This window comes from Streptomyces sp. MS06 (assembly GCF_047200655.1).
In the GTDB taxonomy this organism is placed as follows: domain Bacteria; phylum Actinomycetota; class Actinomycetes; order Streptomycetales; family Streptomycetaceae; genus Streptomyces.
In genome coordinates this window covers 83,900-98,761 of the sequence record NZ_JBJZOJ010000004.1, presented here as the reverse complement: position 1 = coordinate 98,761, position 14,862 = coordinate 83,900, and the positions used below count along the sequence as shown (strand labels likewise).

General features: G+C 75.5%; 13 protein-coding genes. 8 read left to right on the top strand and 5 right to left on the bottom strand.

From position 1 onward, the window contains the following. Window positions 1-110 precede the first annotated feature (110 nt). Entirely contained in the window at window positions 111-1,367 is a 1,257-nt protein-coding gene (locus tag ACL02U_RS03440; protein WP_412789088.1) for a S1 family peptidase, read from the top strand. 70 nt (window positions 1,368-1,437) lie between these two features. On the opposite strand, the gene ACL02U_RS03435 is transcribed toward ACL02U_RS03440, so the two are convergent. Beyond that, window positions 1,438-3,573 (bottom strand): SpoIIE family protein phosphatase, encoded by a 2,136-nt coding sequence (locus ACL02U_RS03435; RefSeq protein ID WP_412789087.1) that lies wholly within the window; start codon window positions 3,571-3,573, stop codon window positions 1,438-1,440. Between the two features lie 302 nt (window positions 3,574-3,875). On the opposite strand from ACL02U_RS03435, the gene ACL02U_RS03430 reads away from it, so the two are divergent. Together ACL02U_RS03430 and ACL02U_RS03425 are read left to right on the top strand one after the other, a co-directional pair. Continuing rightward, on the top strand, window positions 3,876-6,338 hold the full coding sequence (locus ACL02U_RS03430) for a SpoIIE family protein phosphatase (RefSeq protein ID WP_412789086.1): 2,463 nt from the start codon (window positions 3,876-3,878) through the stop codon (window positions 6,336-6,338). A 372-nt stretch (window positions 6,339-6,710) separates the two neighbouring features. Further along, complete coding sequence (locus ACL02U_RS03425) at window positions 6,711-6,884, top strand: hypothetical protein (RefSeq protein WP_412789085.1); 174 nt, start codon at window positions 6,711-6,713, stop codon at window positions 6,882-6,884. Window positions 6,885-7,210: 326 nt separating this feature from the next. Here ACL02U_RS03425 and ACL02U_RS03420 read toward each other — a convergent pair whose 3' ends face one another. Next, window positions 7,211-8,323: an XdhC family protein gene (locus ACL02U_RS03420; RefSeq protein ID WP_412789084.1), complete on the bottom strand. Its 1,113-nt coding sequence runs from the start codon at window positions 8,321-8,323 to the stop codon at window positions 7,211-7,213. 276 nt (window positions 8,324-8,599) lie between these two features. Further along, window positions 8,600-8,965, bottom strand: a complete 366-nt coding sequence (locus ACL02U_RS03415; RefSeq protein ID WP_412789083.1) for a nuclear transport factor 2 family protein — start codon at window positions 8,963-8,965, stop codon at window positions 8,600-8,602. A gap of 175 nt (window positions 8,966-9,140) precedes the next feature. On the opposite strand from ACL02U_RS03415, the gene ACL02U_RS03410 reads away from it, so the two are divergent. From ACL02U_RS03410 to ACL02U_RS03395, 4 genes are all read left to right on the top strand, one after another. Then, window positions 9,141-9,437, top strand: a complete 297-nt coding sequence (locus ACL02U_RS03410) for a hypothetical protein (RefSeq protein ID WP_412789082.1) — start codon at window positions 9,141-9,143, stop codon at window positions 9,435-9,437. 309 nt (window positions 9,438-9,746) lie between these two features. Beyond that, window positions 9,747-10,832, top strand: coding sequence for an S-(hydroxymethyl)mycothiol dehydrogenase (locus ACL02U_RS03405; RefSeq protein ID WP_412789081.1), 1,086 nt, complete (start codon window positions 9,747-9,749; stop codon window positions 10,830-10,832). Beyond that, complete coding sequence (locus ACL02U_RS03400) at window positions 10,829-11,461, top strand: MBL fold metallo-hydrolase (RefSeq protein ID WP_412789080.1); 633 nt, start codon at window positions 10,829-10,831, stop codon at window positions 11,459-11,461. Before ACL02U_RS03405 ends, ACL02U_RS03400 begins: the two co-directional genes overlap by 4 nt. 342 nt (window positions 11,462-11,803) lie before the next feature. Continuing rightward, on the top strand, window positions 11,804-11,989 hold the full coding sequence (locus ACL02U_RS03395) for a hypothetical protein (RefSeq protein WP_412789079.1): 186 nt from the start codon (window positions 11,804-11,806) through the stop codon (window positions 11,987-11,989). 85 nt (window positions 11,990-12,074) lie between these two features. Here the strand turns inward: ACL02U_RS03395 and ACL02U_RS03390 are convergent, their stop codons facing one another. Beyond that, entirely contained in the window at window positions 12,075-13,457 is a 1,383-nt protein-coding gene (locus tag ACL02U_RS03390) for a S1 family peptidase (protein ID WP_412789078.1), read from the bottom strand. Between the two features lie 308 nt (window positions 13,458-13,765). On the opposite strand from ACL02U_RS03390, the gene ACL02U_RS03385 reads away from it, so the two are divergent. Next, window positions 13,766-14,152, top strand: a complete 387-nt coding sequence (locus ACL02U_RS03385; protein ID WP_412789077.1) for a PPOX class F420-dependent oxidoreductase — start codon at window positions 13,766-13,768, stop codon at window positions 14,150-14,152. A 225-nt stretch (window positions 14,153-14,377) separates the two neighbouring features. Here the strand turns inward: ACL02U_RS03385 and ACL02U_RS03380 are convergent, their stop codons facing one another. Beyond that, a complete protein-coding gene (locus tag ACL02U_RS03380) occupies window positions 14,378-14,791 on the bottom strand; it encodes a Zn-ribbon domain-containing OB-fold protein (protein ID WP_412789170.1) in 414 nt (137 codons plus the stop codon). Window positions 14,792-14,862 lie beyond the last annotated feature (71 nt).

Below are 14,862 nucleotides of genomic sequence, written 5' to 3'. Positions count from 1 at the left end.
GGAATTGAACACGCGGCAGTGCCCTTCCGTACCTCCAGCCACCCGGGTCCCGCCGACGCCGCGCCACCGGCCGGCACCACGGGCCCCGTCCCCCCAGGAGGTCGAGAAGGTTGAGTCACAAGCGGATTCCGAAGCGCAAGGCGGCCGTCGCGGCAGGCGGTGCGGCGGCACTCGCGGCGGCCGCACTGCTGCTCCCGCACGCCAACGCCTCCCAGCCGCGGGCGCCGCAGGCCGCACCGCGGACCCTGAAGGCGGCGGACGCCGCCGAACTCGCCGCGCAGCTTTCCCAACTGCTCGGCGACGGGTTCGCCGGCTCCTACTACGACAACGCCGGGAAGCGGCTCGTGGTCAATGTCGTGGCCGGCGACGGCAGCACCGCCGACGAGGCCCGCCGGGCCGGCGCGACGGTCCGCGAGGTCGACCACAGCATGGCCGAACTCCGCGCCGGGGCGAAGACGCTGAAGGAGAAGGCGACCATCCCCGGTACCGCCTGGGCCGTCGACCCGAGGACCGACCGGATCCGCGTCACCGCCGACAGCACCGTCACCGGCGACACCTGGGACAGGCTCGCGGCAGCGGTGCACGGCCTCGGCCCGGGCATGGCGACCCTGCAGAAGTCCGCCGGCACCTTCCGGACCTTCCTGTCGGGCGGCGACGCCATCTTCGGCGGCGGCGCGCGCTGCTCGCTCGGCTTCAACGTGACGGCGGGCGACGGCTCGCCCGCCTTCCTGACGGCGGGTCACTGCGGTGTCGCCGCCGACCGGTGGTCGGACCGCGCGAACGGGCGGCCGCTCGCCACCGTCGACCAGGCCGTCTTCCCCGGAGCGGGGGACTTCGCGCTCGTCCGCTACGACGATCCCGCCACCCCGGCACCGAGCCGGGTCGCCATCGGCGGCGGCCGGGCCGTGCCGATCAGCGGGGCCGGTGAGGCGACCGTCGGCCAGCAGGTGTTCCGGATGGGCAGCACCACCGGGCTGCACGACGGGCGGGTCCTCGGCCTCGACGCCACGGTCAACTATCCCGAGGGCACCGTGACGGGCCTCATCCAGACCGACGTGTGCGCCGAACCCGGCGACAGCGGCGGCTCGCTGTTCACCGGGAACGGGCTCGCGGTCGGCCTGACCTCCGGCGGCAGCGGCGACTGCACCGCGGGCGGGGAGACGTTCTTCCAGCCGGTCACCACCGCCCTGGAGGCGACCGGCGCCACCCTGGGGGACGACAGCGGCGGGGCCGCCGTCCAAGGAGCGCGGGAGACCGGCCGCGACCGCCGGGCGGCCCGCGCGCGGGGCGGCCCCGCCGGCGCGGGCGCCGCGGACCGCCCCGGCCCGGGTACCGCCGCCGGGTCCGACCCGGACCGGTCCCGCTGACGAGGCGCGGTCCGGCCGCCCGACCGGGGGAGCGGGCCCGGGCGGCGGAGCGGTGCGCTCCCGTGCCGGGTCAGCGCGCCCGCAACAGCAGCAGCGCGACGTCGTCGATCCGCTCCCGGTCGCCGTCGCCGCGCTGCACGAGCAGGTCGGCCAGCTCGTCCGGCGGCAGGTCCCCGGCGTCCGCCAGCCTCCGGCACAGGCCGGCCACCGCGTCCTCGATGTCCAGCCCGGGAGCCTCGACCAGCCCGTCGGTGTAGAGCGCGAGCAGGCAGCCGGGAGTGAACTCGACGTCCGTCGTCGGGTATCCGGCGGCGCCGTCGATGCCCAGCAGCGGCCCGCCCGCCAGGTCGAGGACCCGCACCCGGCCGTCCGGCCGGCGCAGCAGCGGCGGCGGATGGCCCGCCCGCGCCATCACGGCCCGTCCTCGCTCCGGATCCAGCCGCAGATAGAGGCAGCTGGCGAACAGTTCGGCGTCGAGGTCGATCAGCAGCCGGTTGGTGGAGCGCATCACCTCCGCCGGTGACTGCCCGACCGTGGTGTACGCGCGTACCGCGGTGCGGATCTGCCCCATCAGCCCGGCGGCGGTCACGTTGTGCCCCTGGACGTCCCCGATCACCGCGGCCGCCCGCGGCCGCGCGTCGAGCAGATCGTAGAAGTCGCCGCCGATGTCCATGCCCCGGGTCGCCGGGCGGTACCGGGCGACCGCGTCGAGCCCGGGCAGCCGGGGCAGCGAGTGGGGGAGCAGGGCCTCCTGGAGGCCGTGCGCGAGCCGGTGCTTGGCGTCGTACAGCAGCGCCCGCTCCAGCGCCTGCGCGATCAGCCCGCCCAGGCTGGTGAGCACCGCACGCTCGTCGGCCGCGAAGGGGTGTGGCTCGGCGTACGCCAGCACGCAGGTGCCGACCGGGCGGCCCGAGGCGATCAGCGGCAGGTAGGCCCACGCGGCGAAGCCGTCCGGGGTGGCCGCCCGGACCGGGTACAGCCGCTCCAGCTGCCGCCGCGACTCGAAGAACGCGGGCACCCCGCTGTTCAGGGCGTGCACGCCCGGGGTGGGCTCGGTCAGCGGCGTCCCGTCGAAGCGTTCCACGACGTGCGGATCGGGGTAGCCCCGGTGGCCGAGGACGTGCAGCCGCCCCGCACGCGAACCCAGCAGCACCACGGCCTGGGCGGTCGCCGCGGTGGCGAGCTCGTCCGCGACGAGCCGCACCACGTCCCGCACCCCGACCGCCTCGGTCAGCGCCCCGGCCAGGCTCATCACCTGCGAGACGGTGACCAGCCGGGACGGCGCGTCGTCCGCCTGCCCGCCCGGCCGCCGGAGCGCCGACACCGCCCGCGCCCGGCTGATCCGCACACTCAGCCCGTCCCTGCTCGGGTACAGCCGGAACGACAGCCAGGTGGCCGGCGGACGCAGTGCCACGAACGAGGTCGCCCGCTGACTGAGCAGGGCGGCGCGGTAGCGGTCCTCGTAACCCGGATCGTTCAGCCAGGGCACCGCCGCCCACAGGTGACCGCCCACCAGGTCGTCCACGCGGATGCCCATGAGCTCGGCCGCCGCCGCGTTGGCGAACCGAACCCGGCCGTTCAGATCGAGCGAGCACAGCCCGTACGGCAGCCGGGCGGCCATCCGCGCCGCCTCCACCGCGCCCAGGGAGCCGGTCACGTTCCCTGCGGGCGGTGCGGCCAGCAGGTCCGGCTCCGGTCGCGCGGGGCGGCCCCGGGCCGCCACGGACTCCAGCCGCAGCGTCAGCCGGCGGCAGGCCGAGGTCAGCTCCTCCCGCTCACGTTCGGACAGCTCGGGCGGATGCGAACCGGGCCAGGTCAGGAAGACCGCCCCGTAGACGGCGGAGTCGGTCGCCAGCGGCAGCGCGGCCAGTGCGAAGGCGTACGGCAGTACCACCGCCACGCGCGGATAGCGGCGGGCCATCTCCTCCTCGCCGCCGACCCACACCAGCCGGCGTTCGCGCACCGCCTCGGCGACCGGGACCGGTGCGTTCATCCCGATCCGCTCCCACGGTGCGGTGAAGGACCGCGGCAGCCCCGCCATCACCGCCATCTCCAGCACGGGAGCGTCGGGCGCGCGCAGGTAGACCCCGCCGGAGTGCGCCCCGACGCCGTCCAGCAGGGCGGCGAGCGCCGGCGTCAGCACCGGCCCCTCGGCGGCCGGCGCCGGTCCCGACGGTTCCGGGCCGGGCGTCTGGCCGTGGGTCACGTGTTCCACCTCCTCGCCCGGCCGCGGGAACCCCAGGGCTCCCAATCTGCCCTGCGAGCGCCCTCACCGCACGGCGAGCAGGGGAGGCCCGCCGGGCCGTGCGGTGTCGGCGCCGGCCCGGCGGCGGTGCGGACGGCCGGGCGGCACGCTCGACGGGACGCCCACGGCCACGCCCGCCGTCCGCTCGCCGCGCGATACCCACCGGGCAAACGCTGTTCGATCGCGTTCGATTACGGGTTCGGGATCTCGGGCGAGTCGCTGCAGGGGCTGCGCGCAGGCCTCACACGCGCTGTAATACGGACGTGGTCAGTGAGGGAACGGGAACAGCGGCGCGCGGAACGCGAACGCCGCATGCCGAAACCGCCCTCGCCTCGCTCACCGCCGAACCGGACACCCTCGACCGGGCGCACCGCGTCCTCGAACAGGCCCTCGTCTTCGGCGGCGCGGCCCTGGCCGCCCTGTACACCCCCGGCGAGGACGGCGAAGTGCTGTGCCTCGTGCAGAGCGCCGGCGTACCCCGGAACCTGTTCGGACTGCGGGACGGCTACGCCGCATCCGGCACCTCCGCGGCGGCGCGGGCCTACCGCGAGCGCCGGCCGCTGTGGCTCCGACCGGACGAAGCCGCCGACCCGGAACCGCCGCCGGCGCCGGTGGAGGAGTTCTTCCTGGCGGCCCTGCCCGTGCGGGACAACACCGCCGGCGACTGCGGCGGCTGCCTGCTCGCGGTGACCGAGAGCCCCGGCGGATTCGATCCCGAGGAGCGCGACTGCCTGGGACTGGTCGCCGACGCCGTGGGCTGCCCCGCGCCGGCCGAGCCCGCCGCGGTCGCGAAGGCCTCCGCGAACGCCTTCAGCCTCGCCATGGACAGCGGGCGGGTCGAGGTCGGCGACGGCATCCTGCGGCTGTTCGGGCTCACCCGGGCCGAGTTCGACGGCAAGGTGGAGAGCCTGCTCGGCCTGACCGTCCCCGAGGACCTCCCGTCGCTGATGTCCGTCGTCGAGGCAGGTCAGACCTCACCCGGCGACCGCGAGCTGGAGTTCCGCGTCCTGCAACCCACCGGACCGCCCAGGTGGCTCCTGCTGCGCGGCCGCTTCCAGCCCGGCGGCGAGGGGCAGCCGGCCCGTATGGTCGGCACCGTCGCCGACGCCTCCACACTCCGGTCGGACGTCACCGACGTGTCCCGCGTCCAGCGGCTGGCCGCCGCGCTCGCGACCGCCGGCACCGTCCGCGACGTCAGCCAGGCCGTCGTGGGCGCCCTGCGCCGCCCGCTGCGGGCGGACCGGATCGCGCTCGCCGAACTGGAGGGCGACCGCCTCGTCGTGACCGTCCTGGACCCGCCCACCCCGGAGGAGTGGCCCGAGGTGTGGCGGCGGGAGTGGCGCAGCGAGTGGCCGGACGCACCGGTGCGCACCATGCCCACCCTCGCCGCCGCCCTGAACGAGGGCCGCGCCCAGATCTGGCCCGCCGGCACGGCACTGGAGCCCGCCCTCGCCGAGGTCGGCCCCGGCGGGCTGGCCGTGCTGCCGCTGCCCGCCGGCAGCCGCATGGTCGGCGCCTGCCTCATCGGCTGGGACACCCCGCACGACTTCGGCCCCGACGAGCGCGCGCTGCTCACCGCCTCCGCGGGCCTCGCCGGACAGGCCCTGATGCGCGCCCACGCCCTCGACGCCGAGCACGAACTCGTCGGCATGCTCCAGCGCCAGTTGCTCCCCCGCCGCCTGCCCGCGCTGCCCGGCGCGGTCGCCGTCGCACGCTACCTGCCCGCCACCGCCGGACTGGAGGTGGGCGGCGACTGGTACGACGTGATCCCGCTCCCCGACAACCACGTCGCCCTCGTCATCGGCGACGTCCAGGGCCACAGCACGGCCGCGGCCACCCTGATGGGCCAGATGCGCACCGCGCTCCGCGCCTACGCCGTGGAGGGGCACCCCCCGGACGTGGTGGTCGCCCACGCCAACCGGCTGCTGGCCGACCTGGAGACCGACCTCTTCGCCACCTGCTGCTACGTCGACGTCGACATGGAGGAGGGCGCGGCCTGGTCCGTCCGCGCCGGGCACCTGCCACCGGTACTGCGTCACCCGGACGGCGGAACGGAGGCCGTCGAGTCCGAGGCGGGCCCGCCCCTCGGCGTACTGCGGCAGGCCCAGTTCCCGCTCACTCCGATGGCCCTCGCGCCGGGCACCGTGCTCGCGCTCACCACGGACGGCCTCGTGGAGTCCGCCCACGCCGACATCGACGAGGGCCTGGCCCGGCTCTGCCGCGAGCTGGCCGCCGCCGACCCGGAGCACCTCGGCCCGATCGCCGACGCGCTGCTCGACAGCGCCCCGCGCAGCGACGACGTCGCCCTGCTCCTGCTGCGGTACGACGGGATGGCCTCGCGTCCGCTGCGGGAGAGCTGGACGGTGTGGCGGGTGCCGCAGGCGGTCGGCCACGCCCGCCGCTTCACGCGGCGCACCCTGCGGTCCTGGCAGGTCGCCGAGGCGGACCAGGACGCCGCCCTGCTCATCGTGTCCGAGCTGGTCACCAACGCCCTCGTGCACACCGACGGCCGGGTCCGCCTCGACCTCACGCTGGTCAACCAGCGCCTGCGCCTCGCCGTCGCCGACGCCTCCCCGCGCACCCCCGTCAAGCCGACCAGTATCAGCTGGGAGGCCACCGGCGGGCGCGGCATCGTCCTCGTCGAGGCCATGTCGGACGCCTGGGGGACAGTGCCGGTCAGCGGGGGCAAGCAGGTGTGGAGCGAACTGTCCCTGCGCCCGAGCTGAGCACTGAACCGACAGCACTCCACCGACAGCGCTGCTCCGACGGCCTCTCTCCGACAGTGCTTCTCGGGCGGTGCTTCTCCGACCCCGAACCGGGTGCCGCCCCCCGGACGCCGCTCCATTCCTCGCCCCGGGCGGCCTACCGCGTCCGGCCCGCCACGCCCGGCGCGGAGCGGGGCGGCGGAGCGGTCCGGCGTGCCCCGGCCGGGCGCCCGCGGGCACCGGCGCCGCCCCGCGGGACACGGGGCCCCGCCACTTGCGGCAGCGGACATACCGGTACATGAGGCACACTCGAGAGGCAGGGAGCCCTGTTTGGCCGTCGGGCCGGCGGGGACCCGCTCGAGCAGGACCAACACAGAGGGAAGATGAGACGCCGTGACTCCCCAGAACAAGGAGAGGGCCGTCGCAGGCCGTCCCGAGACCGGATGGGCGCGGGCCCGTCGGCTGCGCGCCCAGCGTGCCGTGCAGACCTGTGTCCCCGCGGTCGAGTCGGCCGACGGCGCGCCGGAGCCGCGGGCCAAGGAGAACATCGTCAGGGGCGAGGACTGATCCGCGGGCGGACCGGCCCCCGGGCCGGGCGGACCGTCGCCGTGGTCCACCGGTCCACAGTGTGCGGCGGACCGGCGGCCCCCGGCCGGGCCCGGCCCGGCTGAGCCGGTGCCCCTGGCCCCGGGGCAGCCGTGGGTTCGGGTCGGCAACTGCAGGATCCTTGCCGTCGTGCCGGTCTCGCCGAGCCGGGGGAAATCCGCTCGGAGCTCGCCGGGTCGCCGGGTCGCCGGGTTCCGAGTGCTCGCCGAAGTCAGGACGAGCGGCAGGCACAGTCTCACCTGTCGATCGACCCGTGGGCGCCGCGGCCGCGGCTCTGCTCCCGGCCGTCAGGACGCGTGACCGCGCGCGGGGTGGATCGCACCCGACGTGGCGGTCAGGGGTGCGCCGCTGCCGCTCCACCGCAGGGCGACGATCTCGGCGGCGACGGACACCGCCACCTCCTCGGGAGTCCGGGCACCCAGGTCCAGGCCGATCGGTGAGCGCAGCCTGGCCAGTTCCCGCTCCGTCACCCCGGCCTGCTCGAGCCGTCTCCTCCGGTCGTCATGCGTGCGCCGGCTGCCCATCGCGCCGATGTAGGCGGCCGGTCGGCGCAGCGCCTCCTCCAGCAGCGGCACGTCGAACTTCGGGTCGTGCGTCAGCACGCACACCACCGTGCGCTCGTCGGTGGCGGTGGCCCGCAGGCAGCGGTGCGGCCAGTCCGCGACCACCTCCACTCCCGGCGGGAAACGCCTCGGCGTCGCGAACACCGGCCGGGCGTCGCACACCGTCACGCGGTAGCCGAGGAAGTCGCCGATCCGGGCGACGGCCGCCGCGTAGTCGATCGCCCCGAAGACCAGCATCCGCGGCGGCGACGCGAAGGAGTGCAGGAACACCGACACGGCGTCCTCGCGCCGCTCGCCGCCCGGACCGTAGTGGCGCAGGCCGGTGGCTCCGACGGCGAGCCCGCCGCGCGCGTCGGCCGTCACCGCCGCGTCAAGGCCGGCCGCGCCCAGCGAGCCCACCAGCCGGTCCGGCCGGACGGCGATCGTCGCTCCGCGCCGTGCCGGGCCGTCGGTGACCGTGGCGACGGTCACCGGGTCACCGGCGGCCACCGCCTCCGCGACCGCGCCGAACGCGGGATCCAGCTCGGGCGTGACCGGCCGCACCAGGACGGTGATCTCGCCGCCGCAGGTGAGCCCGACCGCGTAGGCGTCGTCGTCGCTGTAGCCGAAGGTCTCCAGCCGGGACCGGCCGTCGGCGACCACCTCCTGCGCCAGTTCGAACACGGCTCCCTCCACGCAGCCCCCGGAGACGCTTCCCACGACCTCCTGTGCGGGGCCCACGGCCATGGCGGCACCCGGGCCGCGCGGTGCGCTGCGACTCACCGAGACCACCGTGGCCAGCCCGAACGGGACGCCCGAGGCGTACCAGCCGCTCAGCACCGGGAGGATCTCCCGCACGGTCCGCTCCTCTCGACGCCCCCGACCCGCCTGCCCGACCACCCCTCGGCAGTCGAGGCCGAGGGGGGCTGCGGAGCGGAGGCTGCGGAGCGGGCGTCGTCCGACACGGCAACGGGTGGCCGCGTTCCCGCCTCCGGCCGCTCCGCGGCAGCCCGAACCGGTCCGGCGGCGCCCCGGGACGCCGGGGCCTCCGCCGGAAGCACGCCCGGACGCCCACCCGGCGCCGCGCCCGGCGGGGGCGCGACGGTTGGCGGGCGTTCACGCGGTGAGGATGTGTCAGTCGTCCCAGGCCTCGATCATGATCTGCTCGGAGATCTTGCCGTCGCGCAGCGTGATCATCGACTCGGAGAGCACCCGCAGACCGTCCGGGTACTCGCAGGACTCGCTGTAGGCCGCGTGGTCCCCCTCGATCACGCACTGTTCCATCCGGTGTTTCAGATCGCGGCTGTAGACGTCGTTCAACACCTCGGCGATCTCGTTCCGGCCGTGCAGCACCTTCGGCCGACTGGGCTGGGCGTCCTTGTTGACGAGGCGAATCTGCGCGTCGTCCGCGTAGAGCGACAGCAGAACGGTCGCGTTCTCGCCCTCGACGGCACGGCGCAGGGTGTCGGCGTCGAAACCGGTGGGTGCGGTGGTGCCCATGATGACCTCCTCGGAGGGCCGCGGCCGAGTGTCCGGCAGGCGGGCCGCGTGGCGCCTCATTTCGAGGTTCCTCTGCCCGCACCGGCGCGGCAACCGCTGGGCCCCGGCTGCGCCTGTCGGGTGAGCGCTGCGGCACGGCCGTGTCCGCCGGGCCCCGGTCACCGTTGCTGAGGGCATGATCTCCACTCGTCGAATCCTCGCCGCCGCCTGCCTCGCCGCCGGGGTCACGGGCCTGGCCGCACCGATGGCGAACGCCGCCGACGCAGCCGCCCAGGACACCGGCAAGCTCAACCCGGTCACCACCCTCGACTCCCTCGCCGCCAGCGAGATCCCCGAGGCCCGTCGCGCGGAGCTGCCCCGGGTCTCCGAGCAGCTTTCCGGGCTCAACGGGCTGCAGAAGCTCAACGAACTGCACCAGGTGACCGACCTGGCCGCCCCGGTGACCGGTCTGCTGCCCGCCGTGGAGTACTGAGCGGCGGCAGTGCCGTGACCGCAGGGCGCGGCCGGGGCGCCCGGGGCGACGGGTGTCCGGCGTCACGACCCCGGATGCGGCGGGGGCCGCGCCCGCCGAAGCGGGCTTCCGGAGCGGGGCTTCCCGCACGGGCCCGGTTCGGAGCCGTTCCTGACGGCCCTGCGGAGGCGGGGCCGTGCAGGGTCACGGCCGTCGGGTTCAGGCCGGCGCGGGCGCCGCTTCGTCCGTAGCGCGCCACCTGCCCGGACCGCCGCCGCGCGCGTAGGGTCGGCCGGGGACCGCATGCCCGCCGACGGAAGGTTCAGCACCATGGCGCAGGAAGTACGCGGCGTGATCGCGCCCGGCAAGGACGAGCCGGTGCGTGTCGAGACGATCGTCGTGCCCGACCCCGGACCCGGGGAGGCCGTGGTCCGCGTGCAGGCCTGCGGGGTCTGCCACACCGATCTGCACTACAGACAGGGCGGCATCAGCGACGAGTTCCCCTTCCTGCTCGGCCACGAGGCCGCCGGCGTCGTGGAGTCGGTCGGCGACGGCGTGACCGAGGTCGGGCCCGGCGACTTCGTCATCCTGAACTGGCGTGCCGTCTGCGGGCGTTGCCGGGCCTGCCGACGCGGGCGGCCCTGGTACTGCTTCGACACCCACAACGCCGCGCAGAAGATGACCCTCTCCGACGGGACCGCGCTCTCCGCCGCCCTGGGCATCGGCGCGTTCGCGGAGAAGACCCTGGTCGCCGCGGGCCAGTGCACCAAGGTCGACCCGGCCGTCTCCCCGGCCGTCGCCGGACTGCTCGGCTGCGGGGTGATGGCGGGAATCGGCGCCGCGATCAACACCGGGAACGTCGGCCGGGGCGACAGCGTCGCCGTCATCGGCTGCGGGGGAGTGGGCGGCGCGGCCGTCGCCGGGGCGCGCCTGGCCGGAGCGGCGCGGATCATCGCCGTCGACCTCGACGACCGCAAACTGGAAACCGCCCGCTCCCTGGGCGCCACCGACGTCGTCAACTCCTCGGACGCCGACCCCGTGGCGGCGATCCGCGAGCTGACCGGGGGTTTCGGCGCCGACGTGGTCATCGAGGCCGTCGGCCGCCCCGAGACGTACCGGCAGGCCTTCTACGCCCGCGATCTCGCCGGCACCGTCGTCCTCGTCGGCGTGCCCACTCCCGAGATGACGCTCGAACTGCCCCTGCTGGACGTGTTCGGGCGCGGCGGGGCGCTGAAGTCCTCCTGGTACGGCGACTGCCTGCCCTCCCGCGACTTCCCCATGCTGATCGACCTGCACCGGCAGGGGCGGCTGCCGCTGGACGCGTTCGTCACCGGCACGGTCCGCCTCGACGAGGTGGAGCAGGCGTTCGCGCGGATGCACCAGGGCGACGTGCTGCGCTCGGTGGTGGTGCTGTGACCACCGCCCGCATCGAACGCCTCGTCACGTCAGGCACCTTCAGCCTGGACGGCGGCACCTGGGACGTCGACAACAACGTGTGGCTCGTCGGCGACGACGAGGAGGTCGTGGTCGTCGACGCCGCCCACGACGCCGCCGCCATCGCCGCCGCCGTCGGCGACCGGCGTCTGAAGGCGATCGTGTGCACCCACGCCCACGACGACCACATCGACGCGGCGCCCGCCCTCGCCGACGCCACCGGCGCCACCATCTGGCTGCACCCCGACGATCTGCCGCTGTGGAGGCGGACCCACCCCGACCGCGACCCCGACGCCCATCTGGTCGACGGGCAGGTCATCGAGGCCGCCGGAGCCGACCTGACCGTGCTGCACACCCCGGGGCACGCACCCGGAGCCGTCTGCTTGTACGACCCGGGCCTCGGCATCGTCCTCACCGGTGACACCCTGTTCCGCGGCGGCCCCGGCGCCACCGGCCGTTCGTACTCCCACTTCCCGACGATCATCGCCTCCATCCGGGACCGCCTGCTCACCCTCCCGCCGGAGACGAGGGTGCTCACCGGCCACGGTGAGCCGACCACCATCGGCGAGGAAGCGCCGCACCTGGACGAGTGGATCGCCCGCGGGCACTGAGCCCGCGGTGCCGGGGAACGCCCGCGACGGCATGCGGAACCCCCGGCACAGGATGTCGTGAGCATGCGCACGCGCCTCATCACGGCCGGTGCCGGACGACCCGGCCCTCGGCACCGCGCCGGGGCCGGTCCGGGCACGGCCGCGAGTCGGCCGCCCGGCCGCGCCAGGGCCGCGCAGGAGACACGTCCGGGTGGGGTCCGGGTGGGGCGTCCGGGCGGGAACGCCGCTACCGCCGGGACGTGAACTGGCCCACAAATCACCGGAGATGGGCGTGACCCTTCACACGTCCGAAATGCCCGAATGGTGGCTTTTCTCTGATCTCGTTCCGGGGTCCGGGCCCGTATGCTTCACAGCATGTCCACCAGTGTTGAACCCCTCTCCGAGCGATCGGCCGCGGAGGTCAACGAAGAGATCCGGGCCCTGTGGCGCCGATCCGGCGGGACACTGACAGGCGAGCAGCGCATGGAGTACCAGCGGCTCGTCATGGAGTGGGCCGCCGCGGCCCCCCAGTCGGCCGAGGCGGCCTGACAGCCGCCCCGCCGCGACCCCCGCCGCCTTCGCCTTCCGTGAACCGGCCCTGCGGGGCGGCCGCCCGGCCGGCCCCGCACCCCGATCAACCCCATGTCGTCGAGTAGTGGCGGCGAAACGCCTTGCGGTCCTGTTCCGCCCGGACGAACCGGGTGGCCACCAGTGCGATCAGGCTCCCCGCGATCACCAGCAGCCCGGGACCTATGTTCCGGGTGTCGGTCAGGCGCGCAGCCAGCGATTCCGTACCGGAGCCCCCGCCGACCGGCGCCGAAGAACCCGGCGCGGCCGCACCCGGGGCGAGCGCGCCGCGCCCGGCTCCGTCGGACGACATGGCCGCCCCGCCGGGCTGCCGGCCGCCATCGGCGGCCCCCGACACGATCAGCCGAACGCCCAGCGCCGACAGCGCTTTCGTCACCGGCTGGAAGAAGGTCGTACCCCCCGTCGTGCAGTCGCCGCTGCCACCCGAGGTCACCCCCAGGGCGATGCCCTCGGAGAACAGCGGCCCCCCGCTGTCGCCGGGCTCCGCGCAGACGTCCGTCCGGATGAGGCCGGTGACCGTGCCCTCCGGATAGTTGACCGTCGCGTCGAGACCGGTCACCTCCCCGTCGTGCAGCCCGCTGGTGCTGCCGCTGCGGAACACCCGCTGGCCCACGACCGCCTCGCCCGCACCGGTGATCCGCACCCCCGTCCCACCGCCGATCGCCACCACGTCCGCTCCCTCGCCCGCCCGGCCGCCCGCGTAGCGCACCAGGGAGAAGTCCTGACCGGGGAAGCTGGACCTGACCGTGGAGCCGATCCGCCGAGTCGCCGCGCTGTCGGCGAACCACACGGAACCCGCCGGCCCGCAGTGGCCGGCCGTGAGCACGAAGTCCCGCTGCCCGTCGGTCACGTTGAACCCGGCGGAGCAGCGGCCCCCGGTGGACAGGATCGGCCGCGCCCCGTTCAGTCGCGGGGTGAACGCGCCCCGGGTGCGCTCCATGGTCACGGATCCGCCGATGCCGTTCGCCAGTCGGGTCATCCGGGACCAGTCGGCGGCCGGGACCGTGCGGTCCCCCTGTACCACCACCCGGTTCGTCCGGTAGTCGACCGACCACGCCGTGCCGGGCACCCGCGGGGCCGACCGCAGCTCCGCCAGCGCCGACCGCAGCTCGTCCGTGCTGTGCCGGACGACCTTCGCCTCGGCGCCCGCCGCGGTCACCCGCGCGGCCGTGTCCCGGTCGGTGACCGCCACCACCGGACGGCCGTCCGCGCCGATCCAGCTGCCCGCCGTCCGCCCGGGGCCCAGCCGCGCCACCAGATCGGCGCCGATCCGTGCGGCCGACCCCGCGGAGCCGGCCGTCGTCCGCGACCCCGCCGGTGTCTCGCCCGCCATGGCCGCCTGTCCGACCATCGCCCCTCCGAGGAGTAGTCCGCCGACCGCTGTCAGCCGGGCGACCCGACGGATGATCCGTCGTCGTGCGTGCCTCATGCATGGCTCCCGAACCCCGAACGCGCGGCATCCCCACCGCGGGGCCCCTCCTGCCGTCGAGGGCCGCCCGTCCGTGATACGGGCCGGGCCGCCGCCGTGTTCACGCGGCACCCCGGTCGCCCCGCGCGGACCGTCCGCGTCCCGCGCGGACCGTCCGCGTCCCGCCCGGACCGTCCGCGTCCCGCCCGGACCGTCCGCGTCCCGCCCGGACCGTCCGCGTCCCGTCCAGTCCGTCCGCGTCCCGCCCGGCCCGTTCGCGTCCTGCACACGGGGCTCCGGGGCCGCGGTCGCCCGCCTACACTCCCCGCATGGACTCCACGTCGCTCGCCCGGCTCGGTGCCGGCAAGTACCTGCTGCTCACCACCCACCGGAAGAACGGCACCGCCGTACCGACACCGGTGTGGGTGGTGCGCGACGGCGACACCCTCGGTGTGTGGACGGCCGCCGACTCCGGAAAGGTCAAGCGCATCCGTGCCGGCGGCGAGGTGCTGGTCGGCCCCTGCGACATGCGGGGCAGGCCCACCGGCGAGCAGGTGGCCGCCACCGCCGAACTGTGCGACCGGACGGACACGGCCCGGTACCGCGGGCTGATCGCCCGCAAGTACGGCCTCGTCGGGCGGCTCACGCTACTCGGCAGCCGGCTGCGCCGAGGTACCGACGGCTCGGTCGGGATCCGCGTCTCGCCGCGCTCCTGACCCCGAGCTGGGCCTGCCGGGGGAGCACCGGCCCGGGGCAGGTCCCCGGCCGGTGGCGGAGACGGCACCACGCTCCGGTCCCGCAGCGGTGGCGGAGGCCGCCCGCTCGGTCCCGGGGCGATGGCTGGCGGTGAGGCCCGGGCGGGGGCGGGCCGGGTCGCTTCGCGCGCCCGGGGATCCCGCGCCGGCAGCCGGTGTGCGGTCTCGCCCGGGAGGGACGGCGGTTCAGGTCCAGGCGCGGTAGGGCTCGTCGAGCAGTTGGAAGACCGGTTCGCCGCGCACCGGGTCCTTGGCGGTCGACAGCCGGACCCGGTCGCCGCTGTGGATGCCGATCGGCGGGCCCATCACCCTGCCCCGCACCACGAAGCCCTCGGCCATCTCGATCAGCGAGACGTTGCGCGCCGCGGGAGTGTTGCGGTGGACCACGCTGGAGTGGCGCACGGTGCCGATGCCCTCGCTGCGCTGCGTGCGCAGCTCGCTGCCCCGGCAGACCGGGCAGAGCAGCCGGTGGTAGGTGGCGGTGCCGCACCAGGTGCAGCGCTGGAAGACGATGGCCTCGGTGTCCGCGGACCGGGGTTCCAGGACGCCCGCAGGGGCGCCGGACGCCTGCTGAACGGCGGTTCCTGAGTGGTGGTACACGCTGGTCAACTCCCTGCGCTCGGCCGGAATCCGGCGTTCGCGGTCACCCCGCCACGCCGGTGCGCGGCCCA

What these genes read in the sequence shown, in the direction of transcription:
- ACL02U_RS03415 (WP_412789083.1), bottom strand. Translation starts at nt 8,965, where the DNA reads ATGGGCACCACCGCACCCACCGGTTTCGACGCCGACACCCTGCGCCGT.
- ACL02U_RS03410 (WP_412789082.1), top strand. Translation starts at nt 9,141, where the DNA reads ATGATCTCCACTCGTCGAATCCTCGCCGCCGCCTGCCTCGCCGCCGGG.
- ACL02U_RS03405 (WP_412789081.1), top strand. Translation starts at nt 9,747, where the DNA reads ATGGCGCAGGAAGTACGCGGCGTGATCGCGCCCGGCAAGGACGAGCCG.
- ACL02U_RS03395 (WP_412789079.1), top strand. Translation starts at nt 11,804, where the DNA reads ATGCTTCACAGCATGTCCACCAGTGTTGAACCCCTCTCCGAGCGATCG.
- ACL02U_RS03390 (WP_412789078.1), bottom strand. Translation starts at nt 13,457, where the DNA reads ATGAGGCACGCACGACGACGGATCATCCGTCGGGTCGCCCGGCTGACA.
- ACL02U_RS03385 (WP_412789077.1), top strand. Translation starts at nt 13,766, where the DNA reads ATGGACTCCACGTCGCTCGCCCGGCTCGGTGCCGGCAAGTACCTGCTG.